Below are 19,466 nucleotides of genomic sequence, written 5' to 3' on the forward strand. Positions count from 1 at the left end.
TAATGGTGGAGACTAGCGGGATCGAACCGCTGACCTCCTGCGTGCAAAGCAGGCGCTCTCCCAGCTGAGCTAAGCCCCCATTATACAATTAAGAGTCGGGAAGACAGGATTCGAACCTGCGACCCCTTGGTCCCAAACCAAGTGCTCTACCAAGCTGAGCTACTTCCCGTTATTAAATTATTAAATAACAAATATAAAATGGCGCGCCCGATAGGAGTCGAACCCATAACCTCTTGATCCGTAGTCAAACGCTCTATCCAGTTGAGCTACGGGCGCATGTTTTATATTATATATGGTGCCGAGGACCGGAATCGAACCGGTACGGTAATCACTTACCGCAGGATTTTAAGTCCTGTGCGTCTGCCAGTTCCGCCACCCCGGCATCATAAAATAAAAATGGAGCAGAAGACGGGATTCGAACCCGCGACCCCAACCTTGGCAAGGTTGTATTCTACCGCTGAACTACTTCTGCATGATTCAGTTATAATCGGAAAACTGATGAGCCATAGAGGATTCGAACCTCTGACCCTCTGATTAAAAGTCAGATGCTCTACCAACTGAGCTAATGGCTCATAGCTTTAAAATGGTGCCGGCCAGAGGACTTGAACCCCCAACCTACTGATTACAAGTCAGTTGCTCTACCAGTTGAGCTAGGCCGGCTATTTAAATGGTGGAGAATGACGGGTTCGAACCGCCGACCCTCTGCTTGTAAGGCAGATGCTCTCCCAGCTGAGCTAATTCTCCGAATTATATTGCCTGGCAACGTCCTACTCTTGCGGAACGTAAGTCCGACTACCATCGGCGCTAAAGAGCTTAACTTCTGTGTTCGGCATGGGAACAGGTGTGACCTCTTTGCCATTGTCACCAGACAATATTTTAAATTATTTAATTATGTGCGTTTCAATAACTCACTTAAATTATTTTAACTTCTTTCGTTAACATTTGCAATAGTCAATTTTACACTCAGTTAAAATCTTTTTTACAAAATTGTAACGCGTTCTTTTTGACGACCCTTTAATATTACTACATTCGGTCTTTTATGTCAACACTTATGTATCATCTTTTTTAAGAATTTATATTCATGCAAGATTGCTCATAAAACGTTGCTTTATTTCGTAGAACAATTAACAATTATACAGGGTTTTGAAAATTATGCAAGTGCTTTGCGAAAGTTTTTTAAAAGAGATTTACAATTGCCGACCTCTCTCTCTTTTTATAAGAGATCATGTGCTTTGTAAGGCCCTTTATACATATAAAAGCAGGCGTGTCTTAAAAGGTGACACGCCTGCTTTTATTATTCATTTTGTTAAGTACTCAACTTATTTTTGACGCATGTATGGGAATAATAATACGTCTCTGATAGATGGTGAGTTTGTTAATAACATAACAAGACGATCGATACCGATACCTAAACCACCAGTTGGAGGCATACCGTATTCTAATGCTTCGATATAGTCTTCGTCCATCTCGTGTGCTTCGTCATTACCTTGTTCTTTTTCTTTCAATTGCGCTTCGAAACGTTCTCTTTGGTCAATTGGATCATTCAACTCAGTGAATGCATTCGCATGTTCACGACCCACGATGAATAATTCGAAACGATCTGTGAAGCGAGGGTCTTCCGGATTTTTCTTAGCTAATGGTGAAATTTCAATCGGATGACCATATACGAAAGTAGGTTGAATTAATGTTTCTTCTACTTTTTGTTCAAAGAATTCATTTAAGATATGACCATATGTCATATGATCTGTAATTTCAATGTTATGTTCTTTAGCTAATGCACGTGCTTCATCATCAGATTTTACATCATAGAAGTTTACACCTGTTGCTTCTTTAACAGCGTCTACAATGTGTACACGTTTCCAGTCAGATTCTAAATCAATTTCATAATCACCGTAAGGGATGACTGCTGTACCAAGTACCGCATTTGAAATATGACGGATTGTACCTTCTGTAATATCCATAATGTCATGGAAATCAGCATATGCCTCATAAAGTTCAATCATTGTGAACTCTGGGTTATGGCGTGTTGATACACCTTCATTACGGAATACACGGCCGATTTCATATACTTTTTCTAAACCGCCGACGATTAAACGTTTTAAGTGAAGTTCAATCGCAATACGCATATATAGTGTCGCATCTAATGCATTATGGTGTGTCACGAATGGACGTGCTGCTGCACCACCAGGGATTTGATGCATCATTGGTGTTTCTACTTCTAAGAAACCTTTGCTGTTTAAGTAATTACGCATTTCTTGGATGATTTTACTACGGTTGATAAATGTTTCTGTACTTTCTTGGTTTGTAATCAAGTCTAAATAACGTTGACGATAACGTTGTTCAATATCTTGAAGACCATGGAATTTATCTGGTAATGGACGTAATGATTTTGTAAGCATGATGAATGATTTCGCTTTGACGCTTAATTCACCTGTGTTTGTTTTGAACATAACACCTTCAATACCGATAATATCTCCTAAATCTGCCATTTTCCAAATATCAAATTGTTCTTCACCGACTTGGTCTTTACGGACATAAATTTGGATTTGACCAGATAAATCTTGAACGTGCGCAAATCCAGCTTTACCTTTACCACGTTTTGTCATTAAACGACCTGCGATTGAGACATGGCTTTCATCTTCTTTTTCGTGTAATTCTTCTTTAGAGAAAGCATCCCATTTTTCGTGTAGTTCAGCTGCGCTTGCTGTACGGTCAAAGCGTTGGCCGAATGGATCAATTCCTAAATCGATTAATTCTTGTAATTTTTGACGGCGGACCTGCATTTGGTCATTCATTTCTTCTGACATGTTATCTCTCCTTATTAAGCTTCTTGTGTTGCTTTATCTGCAGTGATTTCTTTTTGGAAATTCTGCAGGATATCAATCATTTCTTGTTCTGTGTTGGCTTGGTTTAATGCTTTACGGGCTTTTCCGTTGCCTTTAACACCTTTTAGGTACCATGAAGCGTGTTTGCGCATTTCCATAACGCCAACCTTCTCACCCTTTAATTCTACTAGTCGGCGCAGATGTAATAAAGCAATTTCTACTTTTTCTTTCACTGTCGGTTCATCCATCAGCTCGCCTGTTTCTAAATAATGGACTGTACGGTAAATCATCCATGGGTTGCCTAAAGCTTCGCGCCCAATCATCACCGCATCTACGCCAGTTTCATCCAGCATTTTTTGCGCGAGTTCAGGGCTTGTCACATCTCCGTTGCCGATAACTGGAATATTAACCGCTTCTTTCACTTGTCTGATAATATCCCAATCTGCTTTACCTTCATACATTTGCACACGTGTACGGCCATGCAATGAAATCGCAGATGCTCCTGCACGTTCTGCCGCTTTCGCATTTTCCACTGCGTAAATATGATCGTCATCCCAACCAATACGCATTTTGCATGTAACAGGTTTATTGACTTTCTCAACAACTGCAGATACCATTTCATAAATCTTATTAGGGTCAAGCAGCCATCTTGCACCCGCTTCACAACGGATAATCTTATTCACTGGGCACCCCATATTAATATCAATAATATCAGCTGTTGTATTTTGATCAACATAAACTGCAGCTTCGACTAAACTTTCTTTCTCTCCGCCGAAAATCTGCAACGATAACGGACGTTCATTTTCATCTATATACAACATATTCATTGTTTTCGGGTTATTGAATAAAATCGCCTTGTCACTGACCATCTCAGCGCAAACTAAACCCGCACCGAACTCTTTGACAGTCAATCTGAATGCAGAGTTGCACACCCCAGCCATAGGAGCGAGTACGACTCTATTGTCGATTTCTACATCTCCAATCTTCCACATAATTATTACCTCTCAATCTATCTCTTACGTTTATTGAACTTTTTTCACAGTTTCGTTAGGAACAGTTATATCTTTAATTTTGGTTTGTGTTCTTGGCTCTACCTTATTTGGTGCAATCTCTTGCAGCGGAATCAAGACAAAAGCACGTTCTGTCATTCGTGGATGCGGAATCGTCAAATCTTGTTCTTCAATGATTTGGTCACCATATAACAGGATATCGATATCTAAAGTACGCGGACCCCAACGTTCTTTACGTACACGATGCAGTTGCTGTTCAATCGCCAAGCCCCTTTCAAGGACGGCTTTTGGTGATAGTTCTGTTTGAATTTCCACACATAAATTTAAAAAATCCGGTTGATCGACATAACCGACAGGCTCAGTTTCATAAAATGATGAAACTTTCACTACTTTAATACCAGACTGCTCATCTAATAAACGTATTGCTTCTTTTAATTGGTTTTCTCGGTCTCCGACATTGCTGCCGAGTCCTAAAAATACATCAGTCATTTTGATTCACCCTTGTAATTTCCACACCTACGCCATCATAGTGACCTGGAATCGGCGGTACTTCTTTTGTTATACGTACTTTAGTTTCCAATACCCGATTATAGTGTGAATTTATACGATTTGCAATAAGTGCTGCGAGATGTTCGAGTAAATTTTTAGGTTCCCCTTCCATAATTTCTTTCACATCCGCATAGACTTCCGCATAGTTGATCGTATCTTCTACTTGATCGGACTTTCCTGCTTCAGTTAAATTAGTCGTTAATTCAACATCTACGACAAAGATTTGCCCAATTTCATTTTCTGCTGATAAGACTCCATGATAACCATAAAATCTCATACCATTTAAAAATATACGATCTTTCATCGTTCAATCTCCTTTAAATAATCAATGCCATGTGCAATACGCGCATTGAGTTTTACATTATGTACACGTACCGCTTGCACACCTTTCATCACACCATAAGCAGTCGTTGCTGCTGTCATTTCATCACGATCTTCTGGTCCTTCGTCTGAACCCATCATTTCTTTGATGAAGCGTTTACGACTCGTCGCAAGCAATACTGGATATTCTGTCGCAACTAATTCATCCAGTCGCTCCATAACTTCTCGTTCTTCCAATCTCGTTTTCGCAAAGCCGATACCTGGATCAATCCAGATTTTATTCGTCGCAACCCCTGCTGTTTCTGCACGATGTGCTTGTTTTAATAAATAAACTAGCATTTCATCCATGACAGGATCTTCACGTTGTCCATCTCCATTGTGCATCAAGACAATTTCAGCATCGTATTGTGCAACGACTTCAAACATTTTAGGGTCATATAAACCTGCCCATTGGTCATTAATCATTGTTGCACCAGCCTCTAATGCTGCTTTCGCAACTTCACTGCGAAACGTGTCGACAGACAATTGCACATTAAATTCGGAGAGTGCTTTAACAACTGGAATGACGCGTTCTAATTCATCTTCTAATAACACTTCACTGTGCCCTGGTCTTGTGGAAACACCGCCGATATCTACAATGTCGACACCTTCATCCATCATTTCCTTCACACGTGCAACCGCCGCATCTACAGAATTGTATTTGCCGCCGTCAGAAAATGAATCAGGTGTTACATTCAATATGCCCATGATTTTTGTATGTGCCATGTCTCTCTTCCTTTCATCATAACTGTGATACATTATATCAAAATTTTAACATATGACCGACCCCAAGCGTTCAAAAGGTGTTTGAAATGAAAAAACCGCCGTACCATTTCTCAAAAAGAGAAATGCGAACGGCAGTTCATCAATGTTTAACTTATTTACCTTCAAAAGAATATAAAGGTGTAGATAAGTAACGTTCACCATTACTTGGAAGTACAGTTACAACTGTTTTACCTTTACCTAATTCTTTTGCTTTTTCGATTGCCGCATAAATTGCAGCACCTGAAGAAATACCTGCTAAGATACCTTCTTCTTTAGCAACTCTGCGTGAAGTTTCCATTGCAGTTTCGTTGCCGATTTTAACAACTTCATCATAAATGTTTGTGTTTAATGTGTCAGGAACGAAACCTGCGCCTAAACCTTGTAATTTATGAGGACCTGGTTCGCCGCCGCTTAAGACAGGAGAACCTTCTGGTTCGATTGCTACGATTTGAATACTAGGGTATTTTTCTTTTAAGACTTTACCTACACCACTTAATGTACCGCCAGTACCAACACCTGCTAAGAATGCATCGATTGTACGGCCTTCGAATTGTTCTACAAGTTCAGGACCTGTTGTCAATTCGTGGATAAGCGGGTTCGCTGGGTTTTCGAATTGTTGTGGTTCATAGTAACCATATTCTTCTTTTAATTCTTTTGCTTTTTTAATAGCACCTTTCATTGCTTCAGATCCAGGTGTTAATACAACTTCTGCACCGTATGCTTTTAATAAGTTACGACGCTCTTGACTCATTGTTTCAGGCATTGTGAATACAGCTTTGTAACCTTTTGCTGCTGCAACAAATGCTAAACCGATACCTGTGTTACCACTTGTAGGTTCGACAATTGTATCACCTGGTTTGATTTTTCCTTCTTGTTCAGCACGTTCGATCATTGCTAAAGCGATACGGTCTTTTACTGAACCACCTGGGTTTTGATACTCTAATTTAACATAAACATCTGCAGCATCTTCTGGTACGATGTTGTTCAATTTAACTACAGGTGTATCTCCAATCAGTTGTACAATGTTATCTACGGGTTTATTTGCCATAAAAAAACGCTCCTTTATTCTTAAAAGATATTTAATTAAGTCACCAGAACCTCATTAATAATACCCCGAAACAATTCAATTCTGATGCTTAGTCATGCCATTATTTCTATTAAACCTTATCTATTTCATCGGATATTATTATTTTATCAGATTTATACATTGTTCCACAAGTTCATTGTCTCTATTCTTTATTATTTCCTCTTTTCCCATAAAAGAAACGTCTTACACTGTGATTCGTTACAGTAAAAAAGCGAGACGTCTGATCGTCTCGCTTTTCAATGTGTTTATTTAGCATGCAATTCTTCGATTAAACCTTTAAGTTCCGCTTCACTATAGTGATATTTCGTACGGCAGAAATGACATTCTGCTTCTGCACCATGGTCTTCATCAATCATGCTTTGAATTTCAGCTTCACCTAAGCCTTTAATCGCATTTAAGAATTTTTCATGACTGCAGTTACATTCGAATTTCACGGGTACTGTTTCTAAGAATTTCACATGTTCTTTACCTAAAATCTCAGTCAACAGTTCTTCTGGTGATAATCCTTGATCAATCAATTGAGATACTGGTGTCATATGTGTGATGGCTTGTTCAACTTTTTCAATTGTCTCTTCTTTCGCATTCGGCATGACTTGAATAATAAAACCGCCTGCTGCTTTGATAGAGTTATCTGGATTTACAAGCACACCTAAACCAACAGATGATGGGACTTGTTCACTTGTCGCATAGTAGTATGTGAAATCTTCACCTAGTTCACCTGACACAATCGGGCTTGAACCAGAGAAGTAATCTTTCATCCCTACATCTTTAACAACTGTTAATGTACCGTTTGTACCCACTGCACGTTTCACATCTAATTTACCTTGGTCATTTAATGGGAAATGTGTTTGTGGATTCGTAACGTATGCGCGTACGTCGCCTTTCGCATTCGCATCTGCTACAATACGTCCGATTGGACCTTGGCCATCTACAGTGACAGTTAATTTTTGGTCACCTTTCAACATGGCACCCATCATAACAGTTGCTGTCATTGTACGACCTAATGCTGCTGATGCTGTCGGCCATGTGTAATGTCTTGTTTGTCCTTCTTGCACTGCATGAGTCGTTACCGCTGCATACGCACGGATATCTCCATCAAATGCCAGTGCTTTTACTATATAGTCTTGAGTCATATCTTTTTACGCCTCTTTCTTTCGCTTAATTTTCAACATTTATGATTTCATCATTCAATTATTTTCGTTAAAAAATCTCTTTCTGCGTATTCCTAATGATAGCAGAAAGAGATTTTAATCTACATTATTTAGTTTCAGACAATAGAATCGTCTTATTTATCGTTTCGATGGTCAGAGTCATCTTTGTCTTTAGCTTCATGTGGTGTGTCATCTTCAGCTGCTTCATCAGAATGTTTCGTTTCTGGATGTGCTTCTGATTCTTTTTGACGTTTTTCTTGCTCGTCTACTTCAGCCTCTTCTTCTTGATATTCCTTGTCCTCTTCACGGACTTCTTCAAGGATTTCATCATAAGATTTACCGAATTTACCTTCTTGGAACTCTTCATCACCTTGTTTAACAACTTTCGCTTCATCATAGTTCACTTCAGGTAATTTACCTTCGTAGAATAATGAATGGATTTGTTCACGTACTAATGTTTCTTCTGTCAACAATGTCTTAGCGATAAGTTTAAGTTGATCTTCATGTTCAAGTAGGATTTGTTTACAACGTTCATATTGTTCTTTGATGATACGTTGTACTTCTTTATCGATTTCATAAGCGATTTGACCAGAGTATTCTGGTTCGCCTTGCATATCTTTACCTAAGAACACTTGACCGCCGCTCTTCGTAAACTGCATTGGTCCGAGTTTCTTACTCATACCGTATTCAGTTACCATTGAGCGCGCAATTTGTGTTGCACGTTCGAAGTCGTTTGATGCACCTGTAGACACTTCATTGAAGTTGATATCTTCAGATACACGACCACCGAGCAAGCCGCAAATCTTATCAAGCAATTCTGGCTCTGTCATTAAGAAACGATCTTGTTTTGGTAACATCATCGCATAACCGCCAGCTTGTCCACGCGGTACGATTGTAACTTTGTGTACCACTTCAGCTTCATCAAGTACCATACCGATAATTGTATGTCCTGCTTCATGGTGCGCGACGATATTACGTTCTTTCTCAGAAATAACACGAGATTTCTTAGCTGGACCTGCGATAACACGGTCTGTTGCTTCTTCAATATCTCGCATGTCGATTTTCTTCTTACCGTCACGAACTGCAACTAACGAAGCCTCGTTCAGCAAGTTTTCTAAATCGGCACCAGAGAAGCCTGGTGTTCTTTGCGCAACTGCTTTTAAGTCTACTGTTTCATCTAATGGTTTGTTTCTGGCATGTACATATAGAATCGCTTCACGGCCTTTAACATCTGGACGACCGACTTGGATTTGTCTGTCGAAACGACCTGGACGTAATAACGCTGGGTCAAGGATATCAGGACGGTTTGTTGCCGCAATCATGATAATACCTTCGTTTTCGCCGAAGCCATCCATTTCAACTAATAATTGGTTCAATGTTTGTTCACGTTCATCGTGACCGCCGCCGACACCGGCACCACGTTGACGACCTACTGCGTCAATCTCATCAATGAAGATGATACAAGGTGCGTTTTTCTTCGCGTTATCGAATAAATCACGAACACGGCTGGCACCGACACCGACGAACATTTCAACGAAGTCAGAACCACTGATTGTGAAGAATGGCACGCCTGCTTCACCAGCTACGGCACGGGCAAGCAATGTTTTACCTGTACCTGGAGGACCGACTAAGAGTACCCCTTTAGGGATTCTTGAGCCCATATCTTTGAATTTCTTATTGTCTTTTAAGAAGTCGACAATTTCGATTAATTCTTGTTTTTCCTCGTCTGCACCGGCTACGTCAGAGAAACGTACACGACGTTTTTGGTTGTCGTACATTTTAGCTTTGGATTTACCAAAGTTCATCATACGACCGCCGCCTCCGCCGCCTTGCGCTTGACTAAGGAAGAATATGAATAATAAAGCAATAACCAATACTGGAATCAATGTTGAAAGAATACTAACAAATACGCTTTGTTTTTCTTCTTCTTTAACTGTAAATTTTAAATCTTTTTGTTTTTGTGCTTCACCTGTGACTTTTTGTAAGTCTTTTTCGTTATTATATAGCATCGTTGAAGAATAATCTTCACCGTTCTTGGTCTTTCCAGTGATCATATAAACGTTCTGCTCAGGCTGAACTTCGATTGATTTCAAATCGCCTTTTTCAAGTTTTTCGAAGAACTGTGTATATGATAGTTGTTTCGGCATATTGCCGTTACCATTCAGCCAGGAAAATAAACCGAATATAAAAACGCCAATGATTGCGATTACAAGCACATTGCGAAAAGCTTTCTGCATGCGTTTTTTCCTCCTACTCCAATAATAAAACTAACAAAAATTGTAACACAATATAACTTTTAATGGCTAGTATTTCAACTTTGTAGAAAAAGTAAGCCTACTATAGTATTCATTTGTCGATTATTTTTGATAAATCTCTGGTTTCAATGTTCCGATGTATGGCAAGTTACGGTAAAATTCCGCATAATCCAAGCCGTATCCGACTACGAATTCATCTGGAATTTTTCTGCCTACATATTTTGCTTCGATATCTGCTTTACGACGGTTTGGTTTATCTAGCAATGTGACGATTTCTAAAGAATTCACACGACGAGATTTCAATAGTTCAGTAATTGATTTCAAAGTTGTACCCGTTTCTAGAATATCTTCTACGATTAATACATCTTTATTCTCAATAGAGCTGCCTAAATCTTTTAAGATTTTAACTTCTCCTGTAGATTCTGTACCGCCGTGATAGCTTGATACATCCATAAAATCAATTGCTAAATGTGTATCGATGCGTTTGATTAAATCTGACATGAACATTGCTGAACCTTTTAAAATGCCTACACAAACAAGGTCTTTATCGGCATAATCTTCTGTGATTTTTGCTCCCAGTTCACGGCAGAGTTGCTGGATTTCATCTTCCGTCATCAATATTTCTTTTAAATCTTCCTTCATTTCGGCTACACTCCTAAATTTATTATCTCTAATTTCCCTTCATAATCTGCCGCAGTGTACAACGTACCTACTGCAATAATCTCCCCTTGTTTATTAAGCAATATGGGCAATCGCTCACGTTCAAATTTAGGAACTTTGCGATTGATCATTAAGCGGTTGACTTTCTGATGGCCTTCTTTGTTTGGTAGTACGAAGCGATCTCCCGATTGTCTCGAACGTATTACCATTGGGAAGTCCGAACCCTCAATATCATCATGAACTATAATGCGGTATGTACCATAATCATAATAACCTGGTTGTGTAATCCGCTGTGGTGTCGTCTCGTTTTTTGTGCAACCCATTATTATAAATTTATCATACACAATTTGAATATTCCATTTATCTGTCGCATAAATTATCGCTTGAGATTGAGAATTTTCAATTTGCGCAAACCATTCTTGATACGCTTGTTCAGAAATGGGAGCGCCTGATACATAAGCCTCAAGCAATTGATCCAGCACGATTGTTTTTAACGAATGCGACAATCTATTGAATGCAGTACGGTCTACCTGAATCATTTCTGACTCGTGCGTAACATGTTGGTTAATAAAATCATCTGCTGCTTGATGCAGTAAATCGAATTGCTCATCATGCCAAGCTTTCAACTTTAACAACTGCGCAGTATCTAGGTGGTCATTCGCATCTATGGCTGGAAAAATGCGATTACGAATATCGTTACGTACATAATGATTATCTTGGTTAGACGCATCTTCGAAATACGGCACCTGATACTCAGCTTGATACGCTTTAACAGCTTGTTTATCGGTATGCAGTAAAGGTCTGACTAAGCGATAACCGCTTCTCTCCTCTACTTCCTGCATCCCAAGTCTGCTTCTTGTAGACCGTCCTGTCATAAGACGATAGAAAATCGTCTCTAACTGGTCATCTAAGTGATGTGCTGTCAACAAAACAGTAGCACCTAATGCTTTCATTTCAGACTCAAACCAAGCATAGCGCTTTTGACGTGCATCTTGTTGAATGCTCTTACCTTTATTAGTCAATGCGGATAAATCCAATTCGTGGGTGCGAAGCGGGATATGATGTTGCTGGCAATAACGTTCTAAGAAAGCCGCTTCTTCTAAAGAAGCCGATCTGATTCCGTGATTGACATGCAACACGGTCAGTTGGCGATATGTATGATGATAGTGTGTGGTCAACATATGTAATAATACCATGCTGTCGACACCTGTGGAAACCGCTAATGCAAGATGGTCATTTTCAGACCAGCCTTCTGTATAAATATTCATATCCTCACCTCGTCCTCATTTGAAATATACGCATGGATAAAATTTCAGACAAAAATAAAAGAGACTGTTCCCTTCGAAACAGTCATCTGCTTTATGTTGAATTATCGTCTTGAACCTCTTCCGCCGCGTCTTGATTCAGCTTGGCGTTTGATAGACGTCATTTTTTCTTCGCTATCTTTTAAGAAGTTGCTTAATTTCTTTTCAAAGTCTTCTGGTTTGTTATGTGATGGTTTGCCATGACCACCATGGCCGCCTCTATGATGTTGTCTTTTCGGACGATCTTTCGCTTTTTTAATTGAAAGACTGATTTTACCGTCGTCAGCAACAGATAGTACCTTAACTTCTACTTCATCTCCAACAGACAAGTGATCTTCCACATTTTCAACATAATTGTCTGCAACTTCACTGATGTGAACTAAGCCACTTTTCCCTCCAGGCAATTCTACAAACGCACCAAATTTTTTGATACCAGTGACTTTCCCTTTAAGCTTGCTTCCTACTTCGATTGACATATCCTAAATAAATCCTCCGATTTCTTTCAATTTTACTTAACTCTATTATATGCTTGTTGTGCTAATTTAACAATGGCATATCAGTTAAAACAGTTAGATATTATACTTTTCTTACATTAAAAACACATTAGACGTTATTTTCCTTCTTTTTTCTTCTCTTCAGGTAATTTAAAAATGACTTCCCCATCATTACTTAAATAATAATCGTCACGTGCGACTTTCTCTATATACTCTTTGTTATTCAAATTATTCAATTGTTCTTTCAAAGCAATTTCTTCATCTTGCTGTTTTTGGAACTTTTCTTCTTTTACTTTACGTTCCTGCGCATCTTCAGCATTGCTTCTTGTTTGAGAGATAACCATGACAGAAAGGACGATAATGATTGCGAGTAAAATCCCCGCAAAGAGCATAATACGACGTTTAACCACACGCTTTTTCATTTCGCGCTGTCTTTTTCTTCGGTTTTCGTTCTCGATATACCTGTTTTCCATATGCTCTACTTTTCTAGCCATGGTATGTCACTCCTTAGTCATTCTCATTAATACGTTCTTCTTTCACTAATTCATACATGCCTTTCGCATTCTCTTTCGACGCATGTTCGCTTAATCCAGTGACACGAATTGTAATCACACGTTGCCCAAAACGAATGACGATTTCGTCACCGATTTTGACATCCGTACCTGCTTTAGCCGTGTTGTTATTCACTTGAACACGGCCTTGGTCACTGACTTCTTTCGCAAGTGTACGGCGTTTGATTAAACGAGATACTTTTAGATATTTGTCTAATCTCACGTTATTCCCCTTCTTTCTTTTCCAACAAAGCTTTTAATTCCGCTTCACTATAGTCTTTATTTTTGACTTCATCATACAACGTCATAAAATGGTCTGCAAATACTTTCTCAAATTTCACACGCGGCGTTTTGCCTTCTTTCGCTTTTGCTTCTGACCAAATACCTTTTAAGTCTTCGATATTTTCTGCTTTTGCGTCCGCAAACACATGCGGATGACGTCGAATCATTTTATCATTTAAACTTTCAATCACTTCAGTAATATCAATATAACCTTCTTTTTTGCCGATAGCCGCATGCAACAGCACTTGCAATAAGATATCACCCAGTTCTTCAATCATATGCCAGTCATCTTCATGATCGATGGCTTCAAATAGTTCAAATGTCTCTTCTAAAAGATAACGTTTCAATGTTTCGTGTGTTTGTACTTTATCCCAAGGGCAACCTTTGTCATCATCTACTAACGTATCAATCACTTTAACCGCATAATCAAAATCACCATGCATTAAAGTTTCATCTTCAATACGCGGAATAAAGACGCTTGTTAAATTACTGAAGATATCATGACGATCTAATTCGTATAGAGGCGTCTCAATTAATGTCGCTCCTGTGTTACGCGCGCCATCTACAATATAAACGCTATAATCATCAGGATAACGCTCCATCAATGTCAGCTTTAAATCTCCTGCTGTCATTGCGCTATACACTTGCGTGATCAACGTATGCGTACGGATATTCAGCTGTTCTGCTTTTAAAGCTGTTCCATCTAGTAAAGTGAAACCTCCATTTGGGTCCACTTGTACCGCTTCAAACACATCATCAATGAAACTTTTACCGCCAAGCACTTTCACTTCAAACTCTGGATGTGACTGCGCATAGGCTGTCAGCAACGCTGTTGTCGTTTCTGCCACACGCGGATGACCTGGTACCACATAAACGACATTTTCTTGTTGTGCCGCTTCAATTAATTGATCAACAATCGCTTGGTACACTGCTTCAAACGCATCATGCGCTTCATATACTGGGTCAAAACTTGACCACTCTAATTGCGGTGCTTCTGTTTTTAGCGCCTCAACCACAGGATGATCTAGTGTACGTGCATAAATATGAGTTTGCTGGGTCAAATAGCGGTAAATCCCTAAAGGCAATTCATCTAAACCATAGTTGCCTAAACCTACAATTGTAATGGTATGACTCATCATTTTCGTCCTTTCTTCAAACGGTATAATTTATCTCCGAACGGCATATGCTGCAATTCACGATAAGTTAATAAATTCAATGTCGCAATCGCGATAATAACTACCGCAACACCAACGAGCGCCGCAAGCAGTAATTCTACCATGCCTGTTAAACGCCCTTCTGTCGGCGTCATCCACATAATCAGTTGTACTGCCGCAGTCATCGCAACAACTGTCACAAGCAGCTTCGAGACAAAATTACGCATGTGACGCAAGCGATAGAATTGTAACGTTCGCCACTGCAAGATAAACGCAAACAAACATAATGACAGTACCGTACTGACACTTGCCCCGATAATACCGATGTTCGGAATCAATACAAAATTCATTATTAATTTTATAACTGCACCTAAGCCGAAAGCAATCAGAATCAAACGAGATTGTCTGCGTACTTCTAGCAAAGCAATATTCACCATAATCAACGAAACACAAATGACCGTCAACATATAAATAACGAGCGTAGCGGTTAAGACATCATTTTTAAAGAACACACGATTCATTAAAGGCAATAAATTCATTAATCCTGCGCCCGCCGCAACACTGATAGTCATCGTAATCTTCAACGTCGCATCCGCATATCGGTTCATACGTTCAAAGCGTTGTTCCGCAAACGCATTGGTTAATAAAGGAATCAACACAAAACAAAATGTTGTCGTCACAATCAAACCGATTTGAATAAAAGATGCGCCACGGTCATAAATCCCTTTTTGCACAATCGCTTCTTTAAACGATAAGCCATAATACTGCAGGGTGCGAATCACTGAGAAACTGTCCATCAATTGCCACGTCGTCACAATAAGGTGACTCGCTGAAAAGATAATAATCGCTGCAGTCAAACGTTGCCATACGACTTTAGTCATCTCATCTTCACGCAACGCAAACTCAAATTGAAACGGTCGTTTCACACTTAAGAAGATAGTAGCCGCTAAGAAGCCTAAAGCTGAAGCTAAGATGGCCCAAGTTCCTACTCGATAAATCGACCAATCCAACTGAACAAACACTACAATCAACACCAAGATAATACCGACACGCACAATTTGTTCAATGACTTGTGAAAAAGCCGGCGCATCCATTTGTTGACGTGATTGGAAGCTGCCACGCAAGACACCTAAACAACCGACGACCAAGAAACTGCAACTCGCCATACGGATCATCGGTGTCAGATGCATATCACCCATCAGATGAGCAATGACAGGTGCCAAAATGAAGATCAACGCAAATAAGATGAAACATACACCTTGTATACCAATCATGACATGACTGATTTTACGATGCGTCCAATGTGCACCGAAGTTTTGCGTCACTGCACTCGGTATCGCATTCATCGATAAAATCGTCGCAAGCGACAAAAATGGATATACTTGTTGGTACGCATATAGCCCCGCATCACCGAGTACGTTTTGGTATGGAACACGATATATCGCACTCAGTATTTTGACCATCACTAACGCCAAAGTCAGAATGACGACACCGCTGAAGGCTGATTTACGCTTCATCTGGAATGACCATACTTTCTTCTAAAGCTTTCATCAAGAATTTCAAGCGGTCAAACCACGCACCTGCTTTTTTATTTTTCATAAGTGTCACAGTCATCGCACCTTCAGACACACCAACTTTCATATCTCTGCCAAGCGGCAACGTCTGTTTAAAGAGTGCTTCACCATTGATATCTTCTGTTCCTTTTTCAGATAGATAAATTTCAATCGCTTTGCCTGTATCTTTAATTCGCGTTACGCCGACATGTAGGGCATGAATACGGATTTCAACGATGTCTAATAGACGTTCTACTTCAACCGGATAATCGTTGAAGCGGTCGATAAGCTCATCTTTGATATCCATTAACTCATTTTCAGTTTCAATCTGACGTAATTTCTTATAGATTTCAATTTTCGATTGTTCATTCGGTATATAAGATGTCGGCAAGTACGCATCAATATTCAATTCAATTTCAATTTCTGGTGTTTCACTTTCTTGTTTAATACCACGTTTTTCATTAACCGCTTCTTCAAGCATTTGTGAATACAAGTCGAAGCCGACAGAATCGATAAAGCCGTGTTGTTGTTTCCCTAATAAATTACCGGCACCACGAATATTCAAGTCACGCATCGCTATTTTGAAACCACTGCCGAGTTCAGTAAATTCTTTGATCGCTTGCAGGCGTTCTTCTGCAGTTTCTGACAATACTTTGTTTGTCGGATGTAAAAAGTAAGCATAACCGACACGAGAAGAACGACCCACACGTCCACGCAATTGATAGAGTTGGCTCAGACCGAAGCGATCTGCTTCTTCAATAATCAACGTGTTCGCATTCGGCACATCGACACCTGTTTCAATAATTGTCGTTGTCACTAAAATATCGTATTCGCCATTGACGAAACCAATCATCGTATCTTCTAGTTCACGTTCTGTCATACGGCCATGTGCCACACCAATGGTCGCATCTGGCATCAACATTTGAAGCTGTTCTCTCTTTTCGTAGATGGATTGTACACGGTTGTATAGATAGAACGCTTGACCGCCACGCGCAAGTTCACGCTCCAAAGCTTCTTTGATAAAGTTCGTGTTTTGTTCTAACACGTAAGTTTGGACTGGGAAGCGGTTTTCTGGTGGTGTTTCAATCACAGACAGGTCACGTACCCCTAACATACTCATGTGGAGTGTTCTTGGGATCGGTGTAGCTGTTAAAGTTAAAACATCCACATTCGTTTTCAGTGTTTTAATTCGTTCTTTATGACGAACACCAAAGCGTTGTTCTTCATCGACAACTAATAGACCTAAATCTTTATACTTCACATCTTTTGCGAGTAATTTATGTGTACCCACCACGATGTCGATGGTACCGTCTTTTAAACCTTGTTTCGTTTCTTTGATTTCTTTAGGTGTACGGAAGCGGCTCATCAATTGAATATTTACTGGGAAATCTTGCATACGTTCCAACAACGTTTCATAGTGCTGTTGCGCTAGAATAGTCGTTGGTACTAAGAAAGCGACTTGTTTCCCTTCCATGACTGCTTTGAAAGCTGCACGTAATGCCACTTCGGTTTTACCGTAACCGACATCACCACATAACAAGCGGTCCATTGGACGTTCTTTCTCCATGTCTTCTTTGATTTCATCAATAGATTTGGCTTGGTCCGCTGTTAAATCATAAGGGAAGTCCATTTCGAATTCGTGTTGTTGTTCTGTATCCGGTCCGAATTGATGCCCTTCTGCCATCTCACGCTCACGATACAGTTCAATAAGTTCATCCGCAATATCTTCAACACTCTGTTGAACTTTGGCTTTGGTTTTCTTCCACTCTGTACCGCCAAGTTTATTTAATTTAGGCGTTTTATCTTCTGATGCCACATATTTTTGAACTTGATCCATTTGATCAACCGGCACAAAGAGTTGGTCTGTTCCCTTGTATTGAATTTTAATATAGTCTCGGTGTACATCACCGACTTCAAGCGTTTCAACGCCTAAATAACGCCCTACACCATGGTGCACATGAACAACATAATCGCCGACTTTCAAGTCTTGATAAGATTTGATGCGTTCTGCGTTAGTCATCGTCGGTGTACGTTTCTTCGCTTTTTTCTGTTTAGATTTAAACAACTCGCGTTCTGTCACGACCGCAAGCGACATATAAGGCAACTCAAAACCTTCAGATAGACTGCCTTCTACAATAACTGCGTGTCCACCTTGAATATTCGCACTCGCACCCGCTTCTACAATCGGAATATGCATTTCATTCATCATGGCTTTGACACGTTCTTTTTTCGTTTCTGTTTCAACTAGTACCACAACCGTATAACCGTTATTGATATAACGTTGGAATTCAGAACGCATAATGTCATATTGGCCATAGAATTGTTGGACAGGTTTACTTGAGAATTTGATAATGTGATCTAATTTCACTGGCATACTTGCGGTAAACAGTGTGAAATAAGTGATGTTACGTGTTTTAATCAAGTTTTCAAAGGCATCATCGTCTAAGAAATATTGACCGATAAACCCTTTACCGCTTTCAATCAACTGCTGCATAAAGTCATTGACTTCAGACATCAATGTTTCTTCTGTATCTTTGACACGGTTATATTCATCAACGACGATGATCGCATTATTACTGATGTAATCGACCAGTGTCGCAGGTTGTTCGTACATAAAAGCGACCAATCTACGAATCACTTGGTGGTCAATAAAGTTCGTATCAAATTGTAAGAAGCTTTCATACGTATCTTTGACATCTTGACGTACAGCTTTTTCAATTTTAGGACGTGTTGTTTCATAAGCCGTTTTAAGTTCTGTTTTAATACGTTTCAAGACGTCCTCTGTGATGATATAGTCACTTGCTGAAGTGATATGAACATCGTCTTGGTTTGCTTCTGAACGTTGGCTTTCCACATCAAATTGACGAATTGAATCCACTTCAGTATCGAAGAGTTCAATACGTACAGGTTCACCAATCAATGGATAAATGTCAATGATGCCCCCACGAACTGAGAATTCACCGATATGTGACACGACACTTTCTCTGCGATAACCCATATTAACGAGTTTGTTGAAGAATGCATCGACATCAATGTCATCTCCGACTTTCAAAGTGATTTGGTGGTTTTGCCACATCTCTACAGGCGTCTGTAGTTTTTTCAGGCCGTTCAAAGGTATGATAAAGAACCCTCGCTGGCCTTGTGCTAAGGCAGTAAGGGTACGCACACGTTCGCTCATCAACTGCGGACTTTGTGTGGAGAATTCTTCAGTCATGATGTCTTGAAGCGGATATTTGTATATGTCTTCTGCTTCGATATACTGTTGTAAGTCTGCTTCTAATTTATCTGCTTGGTATAAGTTATTTGTCACCACGACCATCGGGCGATTTGAAGACAAATATTTTTCTGCCATTACTGTCGCTTTCGCCGCACCGGATAAGCCAGTGACTAAGACATTTTCATGTCCGAATACATCGTTTAACTCTTCATATCGTTTATCTTTATTTAAATAATCTGTAATTATTGA

The 19,466-nt window shown here is 39.7% G+C and carries 16 protein-coding genes, 8 tRNA genes and 1 rRNA gene; all 25 read right to left on the minus strand.

The annotated features are described in order from the left end of the window. Positions 1-3: 3 nt before the first annotated feature. Positions 4-79, minus strand: a tRNA-Ala gene (locus tag MUA87_RS11635). 16 nt (positions 80-95) lie between these two features. Continuing rightward, positions 96-169, minus strand: a tRNA-Pro gene (locus MUA87_RS11640). A 30-nt stretch (positions 170-199) separates the two neighbouring features. Then, positions 200-276, minus strand: a tRNA-Arg gene (locus MUA87_RS11645). A gap of 17 nt (positions 277-293) precedes the next feature. Then, a tRNA-Leu gene (locus MUA87_RS11650) sits at positions 294-382 on the minus strand. Between the two features lie 15 nt (positions 383-397). Next, positions 398-472, minus strand: a tRNA-Gly gene (locus MUA87_RS11655). A gap of 27 nt (positions 473-499) precedes the next feature. Beyond that, positions 500-572, minus strand: a tRNA-Lys gene (locus MUA87_RS11660). A 12-nt stretch (positions 573-584) separates the two neighbouring features. Beyond that, positions 585-660: transfer RNA gene (locus MUA87_RS11665), tRNA-Thr, on the minus strand. A gap of 8 nt (positions 661-668) precedes the next feature. After that, positions 669-744, minus strand: a tRNA-Val gene (locus MUA87_RS11670). Between the two features lie 10 nt (positions 745-754). Beyond that, a 5S ribosomal RNA gene (gene rrf, locus MUA87_RS11675) occupies positions 755-869 on the minus strand. A 450-nt stretch (positions 870-1,319) separates the two neighbouring features. Then, complete coding sequence (gene lysS / locus MUA87_RS11680) at positions 1,320-2,807, minus strand: lysine--tRNA ligase (protein ID WP_002481933.1); 1,488 nt, start codon at positions 2,805-2,807, stop codon at positions 1,320-1,322. Positions 2,808-2,821: 14 nt separating this feature from the next. Beyond that, a complete protein-coding gene (dusB, locus tag MUA87_RS11685) occupies positions 2,822-3,817 on the minus strand; it encodes a tRNA dihydrouridine synthase DusB (RefSeq protein ID WP_023016266.1) in 996 nt (331 codons plus the stop codon). Between the two features lie 30 nt (positions 3,818-3,847). Then, positions 3,848-4,324 (minus strand): 2-amino-4-hydroxy-6-hydroxymethyldihydropteridine diphosphokinase, encoded by a 477-nt coding sequence (folK, locus tag MUA87_RS11690; protein WP_023016267.1) that lies wholly within the window; start codon positions 4,322-4,324, stop codon positions 3,848-3,850. Then, positions 4,317-4,688: a dihydroneopterin aldolase gene (folB, locus tag MUA87_RS11695; protein ID WP_262550857.1), complete on the minus strand. Its 372-nt coding sequence runs from the start codon at positions 4,686-4,688 to the stop codon at positions 4,317-4,319. The genes folK and folB overlap by 8 nt, the downstream gene beginning before the upstream one ends. Further along, complete coding sequence (gene folP, locus MUA87_RS11700) at positions 4,685-5,470, minus strand: dihydropteroate synthase (RefSeq protein ID WP_002481929.1); 786 nt, start codon at positions 5,468-5,470, stop codon at positions 4,685-4,687. Before folP ends, folB begins: the two co-directional genes overlap by 4 nt. Positions 5,471-5,621: 151 nt before the next feature. Beyond that, positions 5,622-6,557: a cysteine synthase A gene (cysK, locus tag MUA87_RS11705; RefSeq protein ID WP_002481928.1), complete on the minus strand. Its 936-nt coding sequence runs from the start codon at positions 6,555-6,557 to the stop codon at positions 5,622-5,624. 284 nt (positions 6,558-6,841) lie between these two features. Further along, the gene (hslO, locus tag MUA87_RS11710; RefSeq protein ID WP_023016270.1) at positions 6,842-7,729 is read right to left on the minus strand and encodes an Hsp33 family molecular chaperone HslO; all 888 of its coding nucleotides are present in this window, start codon (positions 7,727-7,729) and stop codon (positions 6,842-6,844) included. 152 nt (positions 7,730-7,881) lie between these two features. After that, positions 7,882-9,984, minus strand: a complete 2,103-nt coding sequence (ftsH, locus tag MUA87_RS11715; RefSeq protein ID WP_106421112.1) for an ATP-dependent zinc metalloprotease FtsH — start codon at positions 9,982-9,984, stop codon at positions 7,882-7,884. A 120-nt stretch (positions 9,985-10,104) separates the two neighbouring features. Continuing rightward, a complete protein-coding gene (gene hpt / locus MUA87_RS11720) occupies positions 10,105-10,644 on the minus strand; it encodes a hypoxanthine phosphoribosyltransferase (protein ID WP_002481925.1) in 540 nt (179 codons plus the stop codon). Positions 10,645-10,649: 5 nt separating this feature from the next. Then, a complete protein-coding gene (tilS, locus tag MUA87_RS11725) occupies positions 10,650-11,930 on the minus strand; it encodes a tRNA lysidine(34) synthetase TilS (protein WP_262550861.1) in 1,281 nt (426 codons plus the stop codon). Between the two features lie 101 nt (positions 11,931-12,031). Then, positions 12,032-12,442 (minus strand): S1 domain-containing RNA-binding protein, encoded by a 411-nt coding sequence (locus MUA87_RS11730; protein WP_002481923.1) that lies wholly within the window; start codon positions 12,440-12,442, stop codon positions 12,032-12,034. Positions 12,443-12,576: 134 nt separating this feature from the next. Beyond that, positions 12,577-12,954 carry an FtsB family cell division protein gene (locus MUA87_RS11735; RefSeq protein WP_002481922.1) on the minus strand — a complete coding sequence of 126 codons (378 nt, stop codon included), beginning with the start codon at positions 12,952-12,954 and terminating at the stop codon, positions 12,577-12,579. A gap of 13 nt (positions 12,955-12,967) precedes the next feature. Continuing rightward, positions 12,968-13,234, minus strand: a complete 267-nt coding sequence (locus MUA87_RS11740) for an RNA-binding S4 domain-containing protein (RefSeq protein ID WP_002481921.1) — start codon at positions 13,232-13,234, stop codon at positions 12,968-12,970. A 1-nt stretch (position 13,235) separates the two neighbouring features. Beyond that, positions 13,236-14,429 carry a MazG nucleotide pyrophosphohydrolase domain-containing protein gene (locus MUA87_RS11745; protein ID WP_262550863.1) on the minus strand — a complete coding sequence of 398 codons (1,194 nt, stop codon included), beginning with the start codon at positions 14,427-14,429 and terminating at the stop codon, positions 13,236-13,238. Continuing rightward, positions 14,429-15,964, minus strand: coding sequence for a polysaccharide biosynthesis protein (locus MUA87_RS11750; RefSeq protein ID WP_023016274.1), 1,536 nt, complete (start codon positions 15,962-15,964; stop codon positions 14,429-14,431). The genes MUA87_RS11745 and MUA87_RS11750 overlap by 1 nt, the downstream gene beginning before the upstream one ends. Then, positions 15,954-19,463, minus strand: coding sequence for a transcription-repair coupling factor (gene mfd, locus MUA87_RS11755; RefSeq protein ID WP_391540741.1), 3,510 nt, complete (start codon positions 19,461-19,463; stop codon positions 15,954-15,956). The genes MUA87_RS11750 and mfd overlap by 11 nt, the downstream gene beginning before the upstream one ends. Between the last annotated feature and the right edge of the window lie 3 nt (positions 19,464-19,466).

It is taken from the genome of Staphylococcus simulans (genome assembly GCF_025561465.1).
GTDB classification, from domain to species: Bacteria; Bacillota; Bacilli; order Staphylococcales; family Staphylococcaceae; genus Staphylococcus; species Staphylococcus simulans.